This is a genomic window from Streptomyces sp. NPDC086077 (genome assembly GCF_040686175.1).
GTDB lineage: Bacteria > Actinomycetota > Actinomycetes > Streptomycetales > Streptomycetaceae > Streptomyces.
Genome location: NZ_JBFBJT010000017.1, coordinates 22,101 through 39,165 on the forward strand (window position 1 = coordinate 22,101; position 17,065 = coordinate 39,165).

The 17,065-nt window shown below is 68.6% G+C and carries 16 protein-coding genes and 1 pseudogene; 9 read left to right on the forward strand and 8 right to left on the reverse strand.

Annotated features, from left to right (window positions below):
• The first annotated feature begins 12 nt into the window (after positions 1-12).
• Together AB0O67_RS07785 and AB0O67_RS07790 are read left to right on the forward strand one after the other, a co-directional pair.
• The gene (locus AB0O67_RS07785; RefSeq protein WP_365447291.1) at positions 13-1,191 is read left to right on the forward strand and encodes a dipeptidase; all 1,179 of its coding nucleotides are present in this window, start codon (positions 13-15) and stop codon (positions 1,189-1,191) included.
• A gap of 180 nt (positions 1,192-1,371) precedes the next feature.
• Positions 1,372-2,493: a dipeptidase gene (locus AB0O67_RS07790; RefSeq protein ID WP_365447293.1), complete on the forward strand. Its 1,122-nt coding sequence runs from the start codon at positions 1,372-1,374 to the stop codon at positions 2,491-2,493.
• Between the two features lie 59 nt (positions 2,494-2,552).
• On the opposite strand, the gene AB0O67_RS07795 is transcribed toward AB0O67_RS07790, so the two are convergent.
• Together AB0O67_RS07795 and AB0O67_RS07800 are read right to left on the reverse strand one after the other, a co-directional pair.
• Positions 2,553-2,945 (reverse strand): VOC family protein, encoded by a 393-nt coding sequence (locus AB0O67_RS07795; RefSeq protein ID WP_365447295.1) that lies wholly within the window; start codon positions 2,943-2,945, stop codon positions 2,553-2,555.
• A 16-nt stretch (positions 2,946-2,961) separates the two neighbouring features.
• Positions 2,962-3,321 carry a VOC family protein gene (locus AB0O67_RS07800; RefSeq protein WP_365447297.1) on the reverse strand — a complete coding sequence of 120 codons (360 nt, stop codon included), beginning with the start codon at positions 3,319-3,321 and terminating at the stop codon, positions 2,962-2,964.
• Between the two features lie 82 nt (positions 3,322-3,403).
• On the opposite strand from AB0O67_RS07800, the gene AB0O67_RS07805 reads away from it, so the two are divergent.
• Positions 3,404-3,910 (forward strand): CGNR zinc finger domain-containing protein, encoded by a 507-nt coding sequence (locus tag AB0O67_RS07805; RefSeq protein WP_365447299.1) that lies wholly within the window; start codon positions 3,404-3,406, stop codon positions 3,908-3,910.
• 100 nt (positions 3,911-4,010) lie between these two features.
• Here the strand turns inward: AB0O67_RS07805 and AB0O67_RS07810 are convergent, their stop codons facing one another.
• Positions 4,011-5,354 carry a UDP-glucose/GDP-mannose dehydrogenase family protein gene (locus tag AB0O67_RS07810; protein ID WP_365447301.1) on the reverse strand — a complete coding sequence of 448 codons (1,344 nt, stop codon included), beginning with the start codon at positions 5,352-5,354 and terminating at the stop codon, positions 4,011-4,013.
• Positions 5,355-5,538: 184 nt separating this feature from the next.
• Between AB0O67_RS07810 and AB0O67_RS07815 the strand changes: the two genes are divergently transcribed.
• Positions 5,539-6,696 carry an acyl-CoA dehydrogenase family protein gene (locus AB0O67_RS07815; RefSeq protein ID WP_365447303.1) on the forward strand — a complete coding sequence of 386 codons (1,158 nt, stop codon included), beginning with the start codon at positions 5,539-5,541 and terminating at the stop codon, positions 6,694-6,696.
• A 197-nt stretch (positions 6,697-6,893) separates the two neighbouring features.
• On the opposite strand, the pseudogene AB0O67_RS07820 reads toward AB0O67_RS07815, so the two are convergent.
• Positions 6,894-7,280, reverse strand: a pseudogene (locus AB0O67_RS07820) (tyrosine-type recombinase/integrase); the annotation flags it as partial.
• 272 nt (positions 7,281-7,552) lie between these two features.
• Here AB0O67_RS07820 and AB0O67_RS07825 point away from each other — a divergent pair.
• Entirely contained in the window at positions 7,553-8,332 is a 780-nt protein-coding gene (locus AB0O67_RS07825) for a hypothetical protein (protein WP_365447305.1), read from the forward strand.
• Positions 8,333-8,499: 167 nt separating this feature from the next.
• Here the strand turns inward: AB0O67_RS07825 and AB0O67_RS07830 are convergent, their stop codons facing one another.
• Complete coding sequence (locus tag AB0O67_RS07830; RefSeq protein WP_365447307.1) at positions 8,500-9,660, reverse strand: helix-turn-helix transcriptional regulator; 1,161 nt, start codon at positions 9,658-9,660, stop codon at positions 8,500-8,502.
• 1,034 nt (positions 9,661-10,694) lie between these two features.
• Here AB0O67_RS07830 and AB0O67_RS07835 point away from each other — a divergent pair.
• The 3 genes from AB0O67_RS07835 (at position 10,695) to AB0O67_RS07845 (ending at position 12,921) form a co-directional block, all read left to right on the forward strand.
• The gene (locus tag AB0O67_RS07835) at positions 10,695-11,150 is read left to right on the forward strand and encodes an NUDIX domain-containing protein (protein WP_365447309.1); all 456 of its coding nucleotides are present in this window, start codon (positions 10,695-10,697) and stop codon (positions 11,148-11,150) included.
• 59 nt (positions 11,151-11,209) lie between these two features.
• Positions 11,210-12,136 (forward strand): hypothetical protein, encoded by a 927-nt coding sequence (locus AB0O67_RS07840; RefSeq protein ID WP_365447311.1) that lies wholly within the window; start codon positions 11,210-11,212, stop codon positions 12,134-12,136.
• 434 nt (positions 12,137-12,570) lie between these two features.
• Positions 12,571-12,921, forward strand: coding sequence for a four-helix bundle copper-binding protein (locus AB0O67_RS07845; RefSeq protein ID WP_365447313.1), 351 nt, complete (start codon positions 12,571-12,573; stop codon positions 12,919-12,921).
• A 26-nt stretch (positions 12,922-12,947) separates the two neighbouring features.
• On the opposite strand, the gene AB0O67_RS07850 is transcribed toward AB0O67_RS07845, so the two are convergent.
• Together AB0O67_RS07850 and AB0O67_RS07855 are read right to left on the reverse strand one after the other, a co-directional pair.
• Positions 12,948-13,571, reverse strand: coding sequence for an HAD-IA family hydrolase (locus AB0O67_RS07850; protein WP_365447315.1), 624 nt, complete (start codon positions 13,569-13,571; stop codon positions 12,948-12,950).
• Positions 13,564-14,865 carry an LCP family protein gene (locus tag AB0O67_RS07855; RefSeq protein WP_365447317.1) on the reverse strand — a complete coding sequence of 434 codons (1,302 nt, stop codon included), beginning with the start codon at positions 14,863-14,865 and terminating at the stop codon, positions 13,564-13,566. Before AB0O67_RS07855 ends, AB0O67_RS07850 begins: the two co-directional genes overlap by 8 nt.
• A gap of 119 nt (positions 14,866-14,984) precedes the next feature.
• Between AB0O67_RS07855 and AB0O67_RS07860 the strand changes: the two genes are divergently transcribed.
• Positions 14,985-15,551 (forward strand): acyl-CoA thioesterase, encoded by a 567-nt coding sequence (locus AB0O67_RS07860; RefSeq protein WP_365447319.1) that lies wholly within the window; start codon positions 14,985-14,987, stop codon positions 15,549-15,551.
• A 40-nt stretch (positions 15,552-15,591) separates the two neighbouring features.
• Here the strand turns inward: AB0O67_RS07860 and AB0O67_RS07865 are convergent, their stop codons facing one another.
• The gene (locus AB0O67_RS07865) at positions 15,592-17,055 is read right to left on the reverse strand and encodes an LCP family protein (protein ID WP_365447321.1); all 1,464 of its coding nucleotides are present in this window, start codon (positions 17,053-17,055) and stop codon (positions 15,592-15,594) included.
• Positions 17,056-17,065: the final 10 nt, after the last annotated feature.

Below are 17,065 nucleotides of genomic sequence, written 5' to 3' on the forward strand. Positions count from 1 at the left end.
AGGGGGGCGGCCATGACCGCACTGGACCAGGCACGGGAACTTCTGCGCGAGTTCCCGGTGGCCGACGGGCACAACGACCTGCCCTGGGCGCTGCGTGAGCAGGTCCGCTACGACCTCGACGCCCGGGACATCGCCGCTCCCCAGGGCGCCCACCTCCACACCGACCTGCCGCGGCTGCGCGAGGGCGGGGTCGGGGCGCAGTTCTGGTCCGTGTACGTCCGCTCGGACCTGCCCGACGCGGTGCCCGCGACGCTGGAACAGATCGACTGCGTACGGCAGTTGCTCGTCCGGTACCCGAAGGTGCTCGCGCCCGCCCTGACGGCCGGTGACATGGAGGCGGCGCGCGCGGAGGGCCGTATCGCCTCCCTCATGGGTGCCGAGGGCGGTCACTCCATCGCCAACTCCCTCGCGACACTGCGGTCGTTGTACGCGCTCGGCGTCCGCTATCTGACCCTCACCCACAACGACAACGTGGCCTGGGCGGACTCCGCGACCGACGAGCCCGGCGTCGGCGGCCTGTCGGCCTTCGGCCGCGAGGTGGTGCGGGAGATGAACCGCGAGGGCATGCTGGTGGACCTCTCGCACGTGGCCGCGACGACCATGCGGGACGCGTTGGAGACCACCGCCGCGCCGGTGATCTTCTCGCACTCCTCCGCCCGTGCCGTCTGCGACCACCCGCGCAACATCCCCGACGACGTCCTGGAACGGCTGCCCGCCAACGGGGGCGTCGCGATGGTGACGTTCGTGCCGAAGTTCGTGCTCCAGGCGGCCGTCGACTGGACGGCCGAGGCGGACGAGAACATGCGCGCGCACGGTTTCCACCACCTCGACACCACCGCCGAGGCGATGCGGGTGCACCGGGCCTTCGAGGAGCGCAATCCGCGCCCGGTCGCGACCGTGGCGACCGTCGCCGACCACCTGGACCACATGCGGGAGGTGGCCGGCGTCGACCACCTGGGCATCGGCGGCGACTACGACGGCACCGCTTTCACTCCCCAGGGCCTGGACGACGTCTCCGGCTATCCGAACCTCGTCGCGGAACTCCTGGACCGCGGCTGGTCCAGGTCCGACCTGGCCAAGCTGACCTGGCGGAACGCGGTACGGGTACTGGGCGCGGCGGAGGACGTGGCCCGCGACCTCCAGTCCACCCGCGGCCCGTCCAACGCGACGATCGAAGCGCTGGACGGCTGAACGCGAGGGCGGGGAGCGGTGGTGCGCGGCCGGGGCCGACGCCCGGTCCCGGCGGGGCCGGAGTCGGTCTCACCGGGACCCCGCCGCGGCTAGCCCGAACGCCGCGCCCACCAGGAGCCCTTCGGAGGCCCGTGCGACGGTGGCCGTACAGCGATCGCCCGCGCACGTACGGAGCCAGCCATGGCCGATCTCCAGAACGACCTGCACACCACAGCTGAGGTCGGCGAGCTCGACGCCCTGTCCCTGGACCCCCCGTTCCCGGCGGATCCGTACCCCGCCATGGACGAGCCGGACGCCGACCTGCTGGGCCGGGCGCACGCCCTGCTCGCCGCCCACCCCGTCGCCGACGGCTACAGCGGGCTGCCGTGGGCGCTGCGCCATCTGCCCTGGTACGACCTGGAGCTCGGCGAGATCGCCGTCGACACCGACGTCCCGCGGATGCGGCAGGGCCATGTCGGCGCGCTGCTCTGCTCACTGCACCTGCCCGAGGGCCTCGCCGCCGACCGGGCCGTCGCCGCGACGCTGGAGCAGCTGGACCTGGTCCGCACGGTGATCGGCAACCACCCCGAGGGGCTGCGCCTGGCGCGCACCGCCGGGCAGGTCATCGACGCCCGCAACTGCGGGCGCACCGCCGTGCTGCTCGGCCCGGCCACCGCCGCCGCGCTGGACGACTCCGTGAGTCTGCTGCGCGTCCTGCACGCCCTCGGCCTGCGCATCGTCACCCTCACCGGCACCTCCTGGGCGAGCGAGGCGGGGCTGACCCGGTTCGGCGAGGAAGTCGTGCGCGAGATGAACCGGCTCGGTGTGCTCGCCGACCTCTCCGGCGCCTCCGAGCGGACCATGGGACGCGTCCTCGCCGCCTCCAAGTCGCCCGTCCTGTGCACCCGCTCCGGCGCCCGCGCCCTGCGCCCCCACCCCGCCAATCTCCCCGACGAACTGCTCACCGCGCTGGGCAGGGCGAAGGGCCTGTGCCTCGTGCCGCTGACGGCGGAGCAGACCGGGCCGACCATCCGGGACGTCGCCGACCACCTCGACCATGTCCGCGCCGTCGCCGGGCCCGGCAGCGTGGGCCTGTCCGGCACCTACGACGCCGGGTGCGCCCATCCGCAGGAGCTGACCGACGCCTCCTGCTACCCGCACCTTGTCGCCGAGCTGCTGCGACGCGGTTGGCCGGAGACCGACCTGGCCCTGCTGACCTGGGGAAATCTCCAGAGGGTGCTGCGCACGGCCGACTTCACCGCCCGCGCGGCCCAGGAGAGACGCGCGCCGTCGACCGCACGGATCGCGGATCTGGACGCCTGAGCGTGCACGAGAAAGGACTGCCGATGTCAGGGGCGCTCGCCATGGACAGGCTCCGGGTGTCAGGTGTGCTCGATCCGGCAGAGGCAGAACGGGTGCCCCGCCGGGTCGGCGTAGACCCGGAAGTCCTTGGTCTCGTAGTCCTCCGCGTCCAGCACCCGTGCGCCCAGCTCCAGCACCCGCTTCTCGGCCGCGTCCACCTCTTCCCAGGTCGACCCGGCGTCGAAGTCGATGTGGAACTGCTGCGGATTGCGGTCCGCGCGCGGCCACTCCGGCGGCGTGTAGCCGTCCACGCGCTGGAAGGCCAGCCCGGGGCCGCCGGGGACACGCAGGACGACCCACTCGTCGTCCACCTCCTGCGGGGTGCCGCCCAGGACCCCGGCGTAGAAGCGGGCGAGCGCGCGCGGGTCGGGACAGTCGAGGACGACGAAACGGAAACGGATCCCGGATTCCATGGGGTTGCCTTCCGGCTCAGCAGGCACAGAGACAGAACGGGTGCCCCGCCGGGTCCGCGTACACACGCCACGTGCGTGAGCGGTCCTCGGCGTCCAGCACCCGGGCGCCCAGCGCCAGCACGCCCGCCTCGGCCGCGTCCAGGTCCTCGACCGTGAGGTCGAGATGGAACTGCTGGGAGTCCGCGGCGGACGGCCACTTCGGAGCCGTGAATCCGGGCGCGGCCTGGAAGGCCAGGTGCTGCCCTCCCGGCACCTTCAGGTCCGTCCACTCCGCGTCGCCCTCGACGGTGCCGCCGAGCAGTTCGGCGTAGAAGCCGGCCAGTGCGCGGGGGTCGGGACAGTCCAGGACGACGACGCCGAGCTGTGCGAGAGCCATGTCCACTCCTCGGGTTACCTGCAGATGCGTTCAACCGGTAACGGTTACCTCATGCTCCCGCAATGGCGGTAACGTCGCAAGCATGACTGCGAGATTGCCCGCGCCCGGCGGCCTCGCCCTGGTGGAGGCCCTGGTCAACACCGTCGACCTGGAATCGGGCGGCGACGCCCTCGACTCGGCCGAGGGCCGGGCCCCGTTCGGGATCGGCGAGCGGGACCTGCCCGACGCACGCGAGCTGCGCGAGTCGCTGCGCGCCGCCTGCCTCGCGCACGCCGGGCACCCGCCGCACCGCGCGGTGACGCCACTGGGCGCACTGCTGGCGCGGGCGCCGCTGTACGTCGCGGTCGACGAGCGGGACGGCTCGGCGCGCCTCGCGCCGGTCGACGGGGAAACGCTGCTCTCGCGGGTGGCGGCGGCCGTGGCACAGGCGCTGACCGAGGGCACCTGGCAGCGGCTGAAGGCCTGTGAGCTGCCCGACTGCCACTGGGCGTACTACGACCGCAGCCCGGCCGGCCGGGGTCGCTGGTGTTCCATGTCGGTGTGCGGGGCGCGCGCGAAGATGCGGCGGTACCGGGCGAAGGGCGCCTGACCGACGGGCCCGTGGTGCAGAATGCGTGAAGACGCCGGTTCGGCCGACTGAGCCTCGGCCGAACCGGCGTCGCCGTTCGGTCCAGGCTCGCGCGGAGCGCTCAGGCCGTCGGCCGGCCCATCGCGCGGTACGTCCAGCCCGCCCGCCGCCACAGCTCCGGGTCGAGGGCGTTGCGGCCGTCCAGGATGACGCGGGACTTCACGGACTCGCCCAGAACGGCCGGGTCCAGCTCGCGGAACTCGCGCCACTCTGTCAGGTGCAGCACCACGTCGGCACCCTGCACCGCCGCCTGCGCCGAGTCGGCGTACCCCAGCGTCGGGAAGAGCCGCCGGGCGTTGGCCATGCCCTTCGGGTCGTACACCGTGACCTGGCCGCCCTGGAGGTGGATCTGCCCGGCGACGTTCAGCGCGGGCGAGTCACGGACGTCGTCGGAGTCGGGCTTGAACGCGGCGCCGAGCACGGCCACCCGCTTGCCCAGGAAGGAGCCGCCGCCGAGCGCCTCCCGCGCCATCTCGACCATCTGCCCGCGCCGGCGCATGTTGATGGAGTCGATCTCGCGCAGGAAGGTCAGCGCCTGGTCGGCGCCCAGCTCACCGGCGCGCGCCATGAACGCCCGGATGTCCTTCGGCAGACAGCCGCCGCCGAATCCGATCCCGGCCCGCAGGAACTTCCTTCCGATCCGGTCGTCGTGTCCGATCGCCTCGGCCAGCTTCAGCACGTCGCCGCCCGCGGCCTCGCACACCTCCGCCATCGCGTTGATGAAGGAGATCTTGGTGGCGAGGAAGGAGTTCGCGGAGGTCTTCACCAGCTCGGCGGTCGGGAAGTCGGTCACCACGAACGGCGAACCCCCGGCGACCGGCGTCGTGTACACCTCGCGCAGCAGCTTCTCGGCCCGGTCGCTGCGCACGCCGACCACGATCCGGTCCGGGTGCAGGGTGTCCTCGACGGCGAAGCCCTCGCGCAGGAACTCCGGGTTCCAGGCCAGCTCGGCGTCCGCGCCGGCCGGCGCGTGCTCGGCGAGGTAGGCGGCGAGGCGGTCGGCGGAGCCCACGGGCACGGTCGACTTGCCCACGACCAGGGCGGGACCGGTCAGATGCGGCGCGAGGGAGGCGAAGGCGGAGTCGACGTAGCTCATGTCGCAGGCGTACTCGCCGTGCTTCTGCGGGGTGTTCACGCAGACGAAGTGGACGTCGCCGAAGGCCGCCACCTCGGCGTAGTCCGTGGTGAACCGCAGCCGTCCGCTGGACCCCTCGAGCCCGGCGACGTGCTTGCGCAGCAGCTCCTCCAGGCCGGGCTCGTACATCGGGACCTCGCCCCGGCGGAGCATCTCGATCTTCTCGGGGACCACGTCGAGCCCCAGCACCTCGAACCCGAGCTCGGCCATCGCCGCGGCGTGGGTGGCGCCGAGGTAACCCGTACCGATCACGGTGATATTGAGGGCCATGGGGGACTCCACTGGGTAGCGTCGGTAGTGCGGGGCCGAGCATAGCTGTCGGTGTCGACGGGCAGCTTTCCCGCTGTCGTCAAGCTCACGTACCCCTGGCGTGGGCGGACCCCTAAAATTTGGGTTACTTAACGGTAATTAGCGCCAGCAGCATCACAGCGTCTTCCTTGGAGCGTGAGAGACCTTGGCCGGATCGGCTGACTTCGACCTGTACCGCCCGTCCGAGGAGCACGAGATGCTCCGCGACTCCGTTCGCGCGCTGGCCGAGGCGAAGATCGCGCCGTACGCCGCGGCGGTGGACGAGGACGCCCGCTTCCCGCAGGAGGCGCTGGACGCGCTGGTGGCCGGCGACCTGCACGCCGTCCACGTACCCGAGTCGTACGGCGGCGCCGGCGCGGACGCGCTCGCCACCGTGATCGTCATCGAGGAGGTGGCGCGGGTCTGTGCCTCGTCCTCCCTCATCCCCGCGGTGAACAAGCTGGGCTCCATGCCGGTGATCCTGTCCGGCTCCGAGGCGCTGAAGAAGAAGTACATGACGCCGCTCGCCAAGGGGGACGGGATGTTCTCGTACTGCCTCTCCGAGCCCGACGCGGGCTCGGACGCGGCCGGCATGAAGACGCGCGCGGTCCGCGACGGCGACCACTACGTGCTGAACGGCGTGAAGCGCTGGATCACCAACGCCGGCGTCTCCGAGTACTACACGGTGATGGCCGTGACGGACCCCGAGAAGCGCTCCAAGGGCATCTCGGCCTTCGTCGTCGAGAAGTCGGACGAGGGCGTCTCCTTCGGCGCCCCCGAGAAGAAGCTCGGCATCAAGGGCTCCCCGACCCGCGAGGTCTACCTCGACAACGTCCGGATCCCGGCCGACCGCATGATCGGCGACGAGGGCACCGGGTTCGCGACGGCGATGAAGACCCTGGACCACACCCGTATCACCATCGCCGCGCAGGCTCTCGGCATCGCCCAGGGCGCCCTCGACTACGCCAAGGGCTACGTCAAGGAGCGCAAGCAGTTCGGCAAGCCGATCGCCGACTTCCAGGGCATCCAGTTCATGCTCGCCGACATGGCCATGAAGATCTCGGCCGCCCGCGCCCTCACCTACCAGGCCGCCGCCGCCTCCGAGCGTGGCGACGCGGACCTCACCTACCAGGGCGCCGCCGCCAAGTGCTTCGCCTCCGACGTGGCCATGGAGGTCACCACGGACGCCGTCCAACTCCTCGGCGGCTACGGCTACACCCGTGACTACCCGGTGGAGCGCATGATGCGCGACGCCAAGATCACCCAGATTTATGAGGGCACGAATCAGGTTCAGCGGATCGTGATGGCAAGGAACCTTCCCTAGCAGGGTTTTCGCAGGTCAGGCGCTGTTTCGACGGCCCGGCGAGTCGGTCACGGCCTCCTGCCCGTTGCGGCCCGATCAGGCCCGTTCCTGGGCGTCATGCTGGGGAAATCCTGGGTAGACGCCTGACTGGAAACAGCCTCTGACCTGCGTAAACAGCACAGCCCCCGGCGCGTGGCCGGGGGCTGTTGTCTTAGGGATCAGGCGACCTCTGATGCCTCCGTGGGATCGTCAGCGCCGGGCGTCAACATCGTTGCGATGGCGGCCCGGCCGCGCTGCTCGGCCCCTTCGAAGATGTAGTGGTCGTGCTCCCTCAGCACGTCCGTACTGCTGTGGCCCATCCAGTCGGCCACATCGTTCTCGGGGACTCCGGCGTACAGCAGCCGTGAGCCGTAGTAGTGCCGGAGTGAGTGAGCCTTGCGGTACTCCACCTGTCCCTTGCTCAGAGCCTCCATCCAGATCTTCGGGTAGAAGTACGACGCGTAGAGGTAGCCAGTCCGTGTCACGTTGGGGAAGAGAAGCCGCTCAGGCCCCCATACGCCGTGGTTCTTGATGTGCCGCCGAAGCTCGAAGGCAACGTTCGGCGGGAGGGGGACCGTACAAGGCTCTGGGCCGCTTCCTGGCCACGCACACCACGTTTGGCATCACGTCCGGGGCGAGCATGGTGAACCACCTGTGGGAGCAGCAGGAAGCGACGGCCGAGACCGAGCACGGTCGGGACGTGCGGGCCCTGGTGATCGAAGAAGAGTGGTCGGAAGTGCTCCGCAGGGTGTAGCGGGATGTCTCGTTCACGACCAAGCTGCGGGCCGCATGGGATGGGGCGACGCTCCGCAACACGCCCAAGGATGCGGCGCAGGAAGTGCGCGACCCCGCAATGGTCTTGCACTGTCACGTCACGCCCTCTGACTGGTCGAAGTACGTAGGCGAGTCCGAAGCGGCCGGAGGCTCTTACAACCGCATCCTTCCTTTCCTGCTGGGGTCGGTGCCCCTGCTGGATGACGACCGGGTGAGCCTGCCCGACGTGGACGGGCGGGACCTGTCCGACGCCTACGGTTGGGCCACTGCCCGGCCGCGTGTGATCACGCTTGCAGAAGATGCCCGGCCGCTGTGGCGGGTGGTTCGCCGGTACGCCCGCATCCTGGGGGAGACCCTGCCCGAAGGGCAGGCAGTGTTCATCGAGCGGACGGCAGAACAGACGCTCCGAGTTGCGGCCTGCCTGGCAGCGTCCGAGTGCTCGGAGGCGATCACGGAAGAGATCCTGTCGGCAGCATTCAGCTTGGTCCGCCGGTCGGTGCAGGATGCAGTGCGCATCACCAAGGGGGCGACCTCTCCGAAGGTGAAGCGGCAGCCGCTCAGTCTTGAGGACAAGGTGCGGGCCCGGATCAAGATGCACGGCGGTCGTGCCACTTCCACTCAGGTGCTGCCGTACGTGGGTGAGCGACCGCAGCAGAGGTCAAGAATCTGCCTGGAATCGTCGTCACTGTGGAGCGGTCGGGGAAGACCGGCCGACCGGCCACCGTTTTCACGCTCCGCGGTGACAGTTCTGGTGACTCTGTGCCGCAGCCGGCCAGCGCAGAGGGTGATCGGAACGGGGACACTTCCCGTCACGCAGAGGTGCGGCCGCAAGCGCGGAGTGTGAGCAGAACCGGGCACGGGTTGTCCGTCTGGACGCTTACCGCCCGGCTCCGAAGCAGGCCCCGGCTCCTGGTCCCGAACCGAAGCGGTCGGGATCGCTCGGGGACACGAATCCCTTCCTCGCCCTGCTCTAATCAACCAATGGAACTGCCCCGGCCTTCTCGGTCGGGGTTATGTGTTTCCCTTCTCAATCGCCTTGAGACTCTGGTATGCCTCCCGCAGGTCGGCACTCTCGGGGAGTTGTCGAGCCTCAACCGCCTTGACGACTTCCAGTGCGCGCCAATGATTAGAGGGAACTACCCTCCCAGACAGAATGGCTTTCTGAGCCGAGTCGCATGCTTCGTCCAGTCGGTTGTCCTTGAGGAGAACCAAAGCTAGATCGATATTTGCGGAAGCTACACGTCGTGGCCACTGGCTTACGTCGTCGCTCGGGCTCAGCCTCCTGATTACCTCCCTGGCGTACGGCTCTGCCGCTGAATCTCCGAGCCATGCGAGTGTCGTAGCTGTATAGGACAGAACCTTTCCTGGGTCATATCGGTAATGGTGCTCTGGTGCATCGGGGGCGCCAATGGCGGAAGAGAGCGCCTGTACCCGTTTAATGGCCGAATAGGTCTCCTTCCCGTTTCCTAGCCGTGCACTCGATCGACCTTCTTGCGCTGTCGCCTGAATGATTGCGGAGCCATCAGCGGGAGCTATTTCCTGTGCGGCCCGGGAGAGGTCAACGGCTTGCATGTAATCGCCGTCGGTGAGAAGTCGCCAAGCCTCAGTCTCATAGCACCATGCTTCAATCTCACGGTGTCCAGCTTCCTTGGCTAGGGTTGCTGCTGTCTCCAATCGAGCCGTAGCGGCGTCGTCTTGCATAAGGTCAATATGGACCGTGGCGACGAGCAGAGATAGCCAACCCCCGACGACCAGCAATCGCCGATGTTCTGACAGAGTTTTTCGGCCGTCTAGCAACTTTCCGACGTAGGCTGAGTGCTTTCGTACCTGCCTCAGCAAGTCTTCCGGCTTGGCTTTAGGGTAGGCCATGGCCAGCCCATCAAAGGCGCGCTCTAGACGCTCAAGGGTTGCATTGCCTACGTCGCTAGCCTTTACACGACGGGCCAATTCCCAAGCGTCCATTTCATCGTCATGAGAACTGCTGTCTTCTACTTCCAGGGATAGACCGAGGTATTCGTTTAAGGCTTGCGTCAGTTCAGGAGAAGGAGCCTGTTTCCCGTTGAGCACCCGGCTCAGATAGGCAACGTCGTAATGGAGTTCCTTGGCCGCACCTCTCAGGCTCTTTCCCTGCGCCTTGAGTGCCGTCTTTACCTCAGACCCGAAGTCGATCATGGTGCAGCTCCCGTTGACTGTTGACTGCCATCGTAGTCAACGCTCGTCAACTGCCCCTCATATGCGCGGAATCGGTTGAGTAGGCAAGCGGAACAGAGGCCCCGCGACGCGCGAACGTCCGGGGCATGGCTACCAACCAGCCAAGGGGTTGACGACAGTGCCCGAAGCGGAACCCAACGGCCGGCCGAACGCCCGCACCCAGTGCCCGACCGGGGGTGAGGCGTGACGGCCCCCGCGAAGCGCACCAGCGCCCGTGTGAGCGCTCTGCCCGAGCCTGAGCTAGTGACCCTGGTTGATGACTCGGAACGGCCCGCAGATGACGGCTGGTGGAGGGAGTACGGCGGCACCCGTGACCCGGCATCTGGAGTGATCGCGTTCCCGCCCAACTCCCTGCCCAGTTGCCCGTTCCCATGTGAGCAGTGCGCCCGGCGAAGGGGAGCGTGATGGCCCGCTCGACCTACCGGTTCCGTGAGCACACGCTGACACCGGACACGGGCAAGCCGACCTTGCACACCATGGAGTGCCAGGCGTGCGGACAGGCGAGCAGTGACAGCACGGACCCCTCGGACGGCACGCGATGGGCGGCCGACCACCTCACAGCAAACCCTGGCCATCTGGACTACCAAGAGCACATTGAGCGGTCGTACCGATTCGAGCCCGGAGCGTGGCGGTGAGCACTGACCGAGAACTGTTGGCACCCGTCCGGCCGATCACGGCAACAGTCGGGGAAGACGTGAAGACCGTTCACGCCCTGGACGACGACGGCAAGCCGGTCTGTGGTGCTGTGGGCGAGCTGACGGAGTGGCAGCGCACCGTTTCGTGTGCCGCGTGCTTGTCGGCATGAGGGCGTTACGCGGCTCGCTGGCCGCTGTGGCCTGGCTTGCGTGGGTAGTGACTGTCGCGCTGATAGTTGCGCGAGGAATCGCCGCCTAGAGACGGAGCAGGCAAAGCCTGGGCGTGACCCGCACCCCACGGCATAGGTTGAGTCAGGCACCGCAAGCGTCCAACGCGCTTGCCCTATCGAAAGGGTGCGCATGAAGCGAATTATTGCCCGAGTTTGGAAACTAATTCGCGGCCCTCTGCAATGGCGTGTCCTATGGTTCGCGCACGCCAAATTCATGATCGGCGTGACGGGTGTAGTGCGGAACGAGGCGGGGGAAGTCCTGCTCCTCAAGCACCGAATGTGGCCCGCAGACCGGCCATGGGGACTTCCGACCGGCTACGCCATCAAGAGCGAGGAGTTCCCGAAGACCATTGTTCGAGAGGTTCGGGAAGAAACTGGCCTTGAAGTCGTTCCGGGACGACTGGTTCAAGTAACCAGCGGCTACAAACTCCGCGTTGAAATCGCCTACGAAGCGCTTCACGTGGGTGGGACTCTCAAGCTCGACGGCTTCGAGATTCTGGAGGCGAAATGGTTCAGCCCGGACGCACTCCCGGAGGGGATGCAAGAGTCCCACATTCAGCTCATCAAGGCGAGCACGGCGAGTTAACGGAACTCGCCCCGAATGAGTCCGTAACCGGCGCTAAGGCAATGGCGGCACTGGCGGCCATGCGCGTCGACGCATCCCCCCTCACGGGAAAGCACCCCGCCCACGTATTCCGGCCCCTGTCGGAAATGCTCAGCCGGTGGGCGGCAGACGGCATCGACACCACGCTTTTCCATGCGGGCGTCGAAAACGCCAAACGCCGGTACGCCGGGTACGGCCTGGTGAAGATGCTGCCGCTTGACCGTGTGTTGGTCGGCTGTGAATCCTCCCGGGTCGGTGCCTTCGGTGGATTCCACCACCCGGACCAGGGATACCGGCATCTTCAGATGGTGGCCGTCATCACCATGTACGGACCCATGGAACGCCGAAATCCCGAGTGCCCCGCCCTGGCCCTGCTCGATCTGCTGCGCGCGTACGCGCATGACTGCCTCCACTACGGGTCGCGTCGGCGGTACGTGGAAGTGGCTGGGATACCCGTCCGCACTCAGTACGGAATCAACTACCGCCGCACGACCGGACAGCCGTACTCGGCTGTCGACCAGCGTGGGAGCCACCACACGCGGAACCTCGGAATCGTCATGGAAGGCGCGTGCGACAAAGAGGCGCGCTCCATCACCCGACAGACGGCAGAACGCTTCAGCGTGGCCGAGCCTTCAGATCTTCTTGGCGCGCTTGCGTTCCGGGACGTGACCGGGACGCTGACGGAGGAGGACGCCGGGCGCGCGGCGGGGGTGGTGGGGAGCGAAGAGCAGACCCGGTACGCGGCGGCCCTGAGCGGTTACGAGAAGGGCGTCAATCGCCGGTACGCGCACTTCCTTGAGGAGTTCGCCCCTGGGGAAGAGGTCGAGTGCCACACGCGTCTTCTCGCAGCCATCATCAGCGGTGACGTGACGGCGCTGGGAGCGTGGCTGGACGAACGGCACGGCCCCGGCACCTTCACGGGCCTGTTCCGAACGCCGGGGTACTTCGACCCCGGCCTGACCGCCTGAGCGGTTCTTCGACGGCCCCCGTCGTGTGCTTCCCCCGTGGCGCATGGCGGGGGCTTCCGTTGCCCAGTGATCATGGGGAAATCCTGGGGAGACCCCCTCTGAAGGGGGTGTTTATGGGTCACGTCCGTACAGCTGTAAAGCACCCAGATCTACGAGGGCACGAACCAGGTCCAGCGAATCGTCATGGCACGCAACCTGCCGTAGTCCCAGGTCCGCCACGACGCCAGTCGTTCGGCGTATCGGCACACGAGCCCCCGGAGTGAATCCGGGGTCTTTTGTGGCTTTGCGGCCCTTTCACCGTTTTTTTGCGGGCGTCGCATTCGTGGCGGATTGTCGGCGTCCGCCCGATGGCGCGCGGTGGCCGGGAGGCGTACGACGGAAGGGCACGGGGTCCGCCACGGATCCCTCCGCCCCCACCCATCCCAGGAGGAGCCATGACTCAGCCCGGAACCATGACCACGATGAGCAAGGCGATGCAGGACTGCGTCGACGCGTGCATGTCCTGCCACTCGGTGTGCGAGGAGACCATGAGCTCCTGCATGCAGAAGGGCGGTCAGGCCCAGATGCAGATCATGCGGGCGCTGATCGACTGCTCCGAGATGACCCGCATGTGCGCCGACATGATGATGCGCCGCTCACCGCTGGCGGCCGAGATGTGCGCGATGTGCGCCAAAGCCTGTGACATGTGCGCCGAGGCGTGTATGTCCATGCCCGAGGACCCGCAGATGATGCGCTGCGCCGAGTCCTGTCGCCGCTGCGCCGACATGTGCCGCGCGATGGCGTAGGCCCCGACGGCGGGCCCCGGCGCCGCTCAGAGCAGCGGCGCCAGGGCCCGTTCGAGGTCGGCCGGTTCACGGAAGTGCACGGGCGTCATGCCGAGCGCGGCCGCCGCCTCCGTGTTCTCCAGGCTGTCGTCCACGAACAGGCACCGGTCGAGCGGTACGCCCGCCAGATCGGCGGCGATGCGGTAGATCCGCGGGTCCGGCTTGACCAGCCGGACGCGGGCGCTGCTGACGACGTGGTCGGCGAGATCGGACAGCCCGAGCGTGTCGAGGTCCGCCTCCAGGGTCACCGAGGCGTTGCTGACCAGGACCAGCGGCACCTGGGCCCGGGCCCGGCGCAGCAGCGACACCACCGTCGCGTCGGCGTGGAAGGGCGCCTCGGCGAGCGCCCGGGCGAGGTCGTGGGCCACCGGCTGCGGCGCGAGCCCTGCGAAGCCGGCCGCGATCTGCTCGACCCACTCCCGCATGTCGATCCGGCCCAGCATCAGCGGCAGGTCGGTCTCCGGCGCGAACGCCACCTTCATCGTGATGCCCTCGGCCAGTCCGGCGGCGCGCTCCAGCGCGGTCACCCGGGAGGCGTCGTAGAACCGGATCACGTTGTCGACATCGCAGAGCACCGCGTCGAAGGGCCGCGGGCCCCGGGTGTCAGTCACCCGAGACCGTGACCTTCTCGTCGTTCTTCAGCTGCTCGACCAGCGTCTTGACCTTGTCCTTGTCCCACAGGAGGTTGCCGCCGGAGCTGCCCGCGAGGGGCATGTTCATCGACTTGCCGTCGCCGCCGCTGACGCCCTTCATCGCCCAGAACATGTCGGCCAGGCCGAACAGGCTCATGTCCTTGTCGACGATGAGGGAGTCCAGACCGGCGCCCATGGTCGGGTACAGCTTGAAGGGGTTGAGGACCGTGCTCGGCGTGGCCACCTGGCCGGCGAGCGCGGAGAGGAACTTCTGCTGGTTCTTCGTGCGGTCCAGGTCGGAACCGGCCAGCGCGTAGCGGGTCCGGACGAAGGCGAGGGCCTGCTGGCCGTCGAGGACCTGCTTGCCCTTCTTCAGGTCAGCGCCGGACTTGGTGTCCTTGATGTCCTGCGGGATGTCCATCTCGACGCCGCCGACCGCGTCCACGATGTTCGCGAAACCGGCGAAACCGATCTCGACGTAGTGGTCGATGTGCAGTCCGGTGTTGAACTCGACGGTACGGACCAGCAGTTCGGGCCCGTCCTCCGCGTACGCCGCGTTCAGCTTCACGTGCCAGCCGGTGCCCTGGTAGGTCTTGCCGGACTCGGAGCCGACGAACGTCGGGATCTCCACGTCCGAGTCACGCGGCAGCGAGATCAGCGTCGGGGCGCCGCCGCCGGTGTGCAGGAGCATCATCGAGTCCGTGCGCTTGCCCTCGGCGGACCCGGTGTGCAGGTTCTTCTTCTGCTCGTCGGTCATGCCCTCACGGCTGTCGGAGCCGACGATGAGGTAGTTCGTGCCCTCGCCCGCCTCCGGCCGGTCGATCACCTTGGAGAGGTCGACCTCACGGTTGAGCTTGGAGTCGGCCCAGAAGTACGTGCCGACCAGTGTGACGACCAGCACCGTGACCAGCGTGATGGATGTCACCTTGATGCGGCGCCGCCAGTTCGGCGCGGGCCGCGGCGCACCGCCGCCGTAACCGTCGCCGGGCCCGCCGGGTCCACCCGGGCCCCGGCCGGCCGGACTGCCGTAGACCTGGCCGGTGTTGTAACCGCTGTCGTAGCTGTCGTAACCGTCGTGTCCCTGGCCGTCGACGTACGACGGCTGCTGCGGGACTCCGTACGGCGGTGCGGGCCGGCCGCCGCCGGGCGATGCCGCCGGGCCGCGCCGAACCTGGCGCATCACGCGGGCGCTCTCAGGCTGCGCGCCTGCACTGCCGCGTCCGTACCGGTTGTCGCGGTTGTCGTCGGACCATCCCTGGGGCCAGTCATTCATGCGCCCCAGTGTGCAGGGCAGGGACATGTGCCTTACAAGGTTCGGCGGAAAATCACAGCGGTGCTGTTGCCAAGCTGACACAAAATCCGCGCCCTCGACCTCGGCATAAGGTGGAGGCCATGACAGACCAGGCCAGCGCCCCGGAGCCGGAGACCCCGGACACTCCGGACATTCCGGGTAAGCCCACCTCCGCCTCCCGGACCACTCTCAGCCACATCATGACCAACAGCGACACCAACCTGCTGGGTACGGTGCACGGCGGTGTGATCATGAAACTGGTGGACGACGCGGCGGGCGCGGTGGCCGGCCGGCACAGCGGCGGTCCCGCCGTCACCGCCTCCATGGACGAGATGGCCTTCCTGGAGCCGGTCCGCGTGGGCGACCTCGTCCACGTCAAGGCCCAGGTCAACTGGACCGGCCGGACCTCGATGGAGGTCGGCGTCCGCGTCCTCGCCGAGCGCTGGAACGAGTCCGCCCCGCCCACCCAGGTCGGCTCCGCCTACCTCGTCTTCGCCGCCGTCGACGCCGACGGCAAGCCCCGCCGGGTGCCGCCGGTCCTGCCGGAGACGGAGCGGGACAAGCGCCGCTGCCAGGAGGCCCAGATCCGCCGCACCCACCGTCTGGCCCGCCGCCGGGCCATCATGGAGCTGCGTGCGAAGCGCGCGGCGGACGGCATCGAGGACTGACGGGCCGCAGGGCCCACGGGGTGCGAGAACCGGCGGAGCGCTAGGAGCACTTCACCTCGTCGCCCCGCACCACCCCGAACTCCCCCTCGCGGACATCCGCCGCCTTCACCTTCCGCACCTGCCGGTAGTCCGACCCGACGATCACCTTGAGCGTGGCCCCCTGTCCCGTGACCGCCCGCAGTTCGCTGCCCGGCAGGGCGGCCGCGAGCGACTTCGCGGAGCGGTCCCAGCGGGGGTCGTAGGCGACGATCGTCCGGCGCACCGACTGCGTCGCGGAGTTCGTCGGCCGGCGGGTGGTGCCGAAGCCCGTCGCCGCGAGCGCGGCGTCCGCGCGGCGGCCGAGGCCCGGGGTGCTCGTGCCGTTCTCCACCTGGACCCGGATCTGCTGAGGTGCCACGTCCACGCGGACCGAGGTGTCCTTGGGCCGGTCCGCGGCCAGCGGCTTGTCGTCGCGCAGGGCCGTGAAGAGGCGGCCGGACTTCACCGGGTCCCATTTCAACGTCGAGCCGATGCCCTTCACGGCGTATCCCATCCGGCCGATGGGGACCGTCGTGAACTCCGAGGAGGACGGGGAGAAGTTGCGCATCGCCCGGCCCAGGTCCACCAGTTCGTCCGTGCCGAAGCCCTTGTCCGCGCGCACCGATCCCAGCACGGCCCGGGTCACGTCCCGGAACTTCATCGGGTTCAGCAGCACCCCGGAGGACGTCGACTGGTCGATCAGTCCGGCCAGGAAGTGCTGCTGGCGCTGCATCCTGCCGAGGTCGGAGGCGCCGTCGACGTAGCGGGCGCGGACGTACTGCAGGGCTTCGCCGCCCGAGAGCCGGTGCGTGCCGGCGGGGAGGTTCAGGCCGGTGTGGGAGTCCTTCAGCGGGCGGGCGGTGCAGACCTTCACTCCGCCCAGGACGTCCACGGTCCGCATGAAGGTGGTGAAGTCGATCTCCAGATAGTGGTCGATCTTCAGCCGTGTCATGTGCTCGACCGTCCGCACGGTCAGCTGCGGCCCGCCCTCCGCGTAGGCCGCGTTCAGCTTCACCGGATGCGCCGCGTGCGGTTTTCCGCTGTTGCGGTCGGTGTGCGGGGGCAGTTCGGCGTAGGAGTCGCGCGGCAGGCTCACCACGCTGGCCCGCTCCCGGTCCTCCGAGATGTGCACGATCATGATCGTGTCGGTGCAGTGGCAGGGCGCCCCGCCGAGCCGGTATCTGCGCCGCTCGGCCTCGGAGATCTTGTCCCGTCCGTCGGTGCCGACCAGCAGTACGTTCATCCCGTGCCCGGCGCGCGGCCGGTTCTTCATGTCCTTGAACGGATCGACCCGGGCGATGCCCGCGTCCAGGCTGCTGACCACCGCGTGCCCGATCCCGGCCGAGGCGAGGATCACCACGGAGAGCGTGGTGACCGCCCGCATGGCCCAACGCGGCTTCCTGCGCCGTACGGGCGGACGCATCGCACGACGCGGCTGCGGGCGGTGCTGCGGGCGGGCAGGGGACCGAGGCGGCGAGGCGGGCATGGGAAGACCT

Excerpts from the sequence above, each read along its gene's own strand:
- AB0O67_RS07790 (WP_365447293.1), top strand. The coding sequence starts at position 1,372 with ATGGCCGATCTCCAGAACGACCTGCACACCACAGCTGAGGTCGGCGAG.
- AB0O67_RS07855 (WP_365447317.1), bottom strand. The coding sequence starts at position 14,865 with ATGAATGACTGGCCCCAGGGATGGTCCGACGACAACCGCGACAACCGG.
- AB0O67_RS07840 (WP_365447311.1), top strand. The coding sequence starts at position 11,210 with ATGCGCGTCGACGCATCCCCCCTCACGGGAAAGCACCCCGCCCACGTA.
- AB0O67_RS07860 (WP_365447319.1), top strand. The coding sequence starts at position 14,985 with ATGACAGACCAGGCCAGCGCCCCGGAGCCGGAGACCCCGGACACTCCG.
- AB0O67_RS07845 (WP_365447313.1), top strand. The coding sequence starts at position 12,571 with ATGACTCAGCCCGGAACCATGACCACGATGAGCAAGGCGATGCAGGAC.
- AB0O67_RS07835 (WP_365447309.1), top strand. The coding sequence starts at position 10,695 with ATGAAGCGAATTATTGCCCGAGTTTGGAAACTAATTCGCGGCCCTCTG.
- AB0O67_RS07805 (WP_365447299.1), top strand. The coding sequence starts at position 3,404 with ATGACTGCGAGATTGCCCGCGCCCGGCGGCCTCGCCCTGGTGGAGGCC.
- AB0O67_RS07810 (WP_365447301.1), bottom strand. The coding sequence starts at position 5,354 with ATGGCCCTCAATATCACCGTGATCGGTACGGGTTACCTCGGCGCCACC.
- AB0O67_RS07800 (WP_365447297.1), bottom strand. The coding sequence starts at position 3,321 with ATGGCTCTCGCACAGCTCGGCGTCGTCGTCCTGGACTGTCCCGACCCC.
- AB0O67_RS07830 (WP_365447307.1), bottom strand. The coding sequence starts at position 9,660 with ATGATCGACTTCGGGTCTGAGGTAAAGACGGCACTCAAGGCGCAGGGA.
- AB0O67_RS07785 (WP_365447291.1), top strand. The coding sequence starts at position 13 with ATGACCGCACTGGACCAGGCACGGGAACTTCTGCGCGAGTTCCCGGTG.
- AB0O67_RS07865 (WP_365447321.1), bottom strand. The coding sequence starts at position 17,055 with ATGCCCGCCTCGCCGCCTCGGTCCCCTGCCCGCCCGCAGCACCGCCCG.
- AB0O67_RS07795 (WP_365447295.1), bottom strand. The coding sequence starts at position 2,945 with ATGGAATCCGGGATCCGTTTCCGTTTCGTCGTCCTCGACTGTCCCGAC.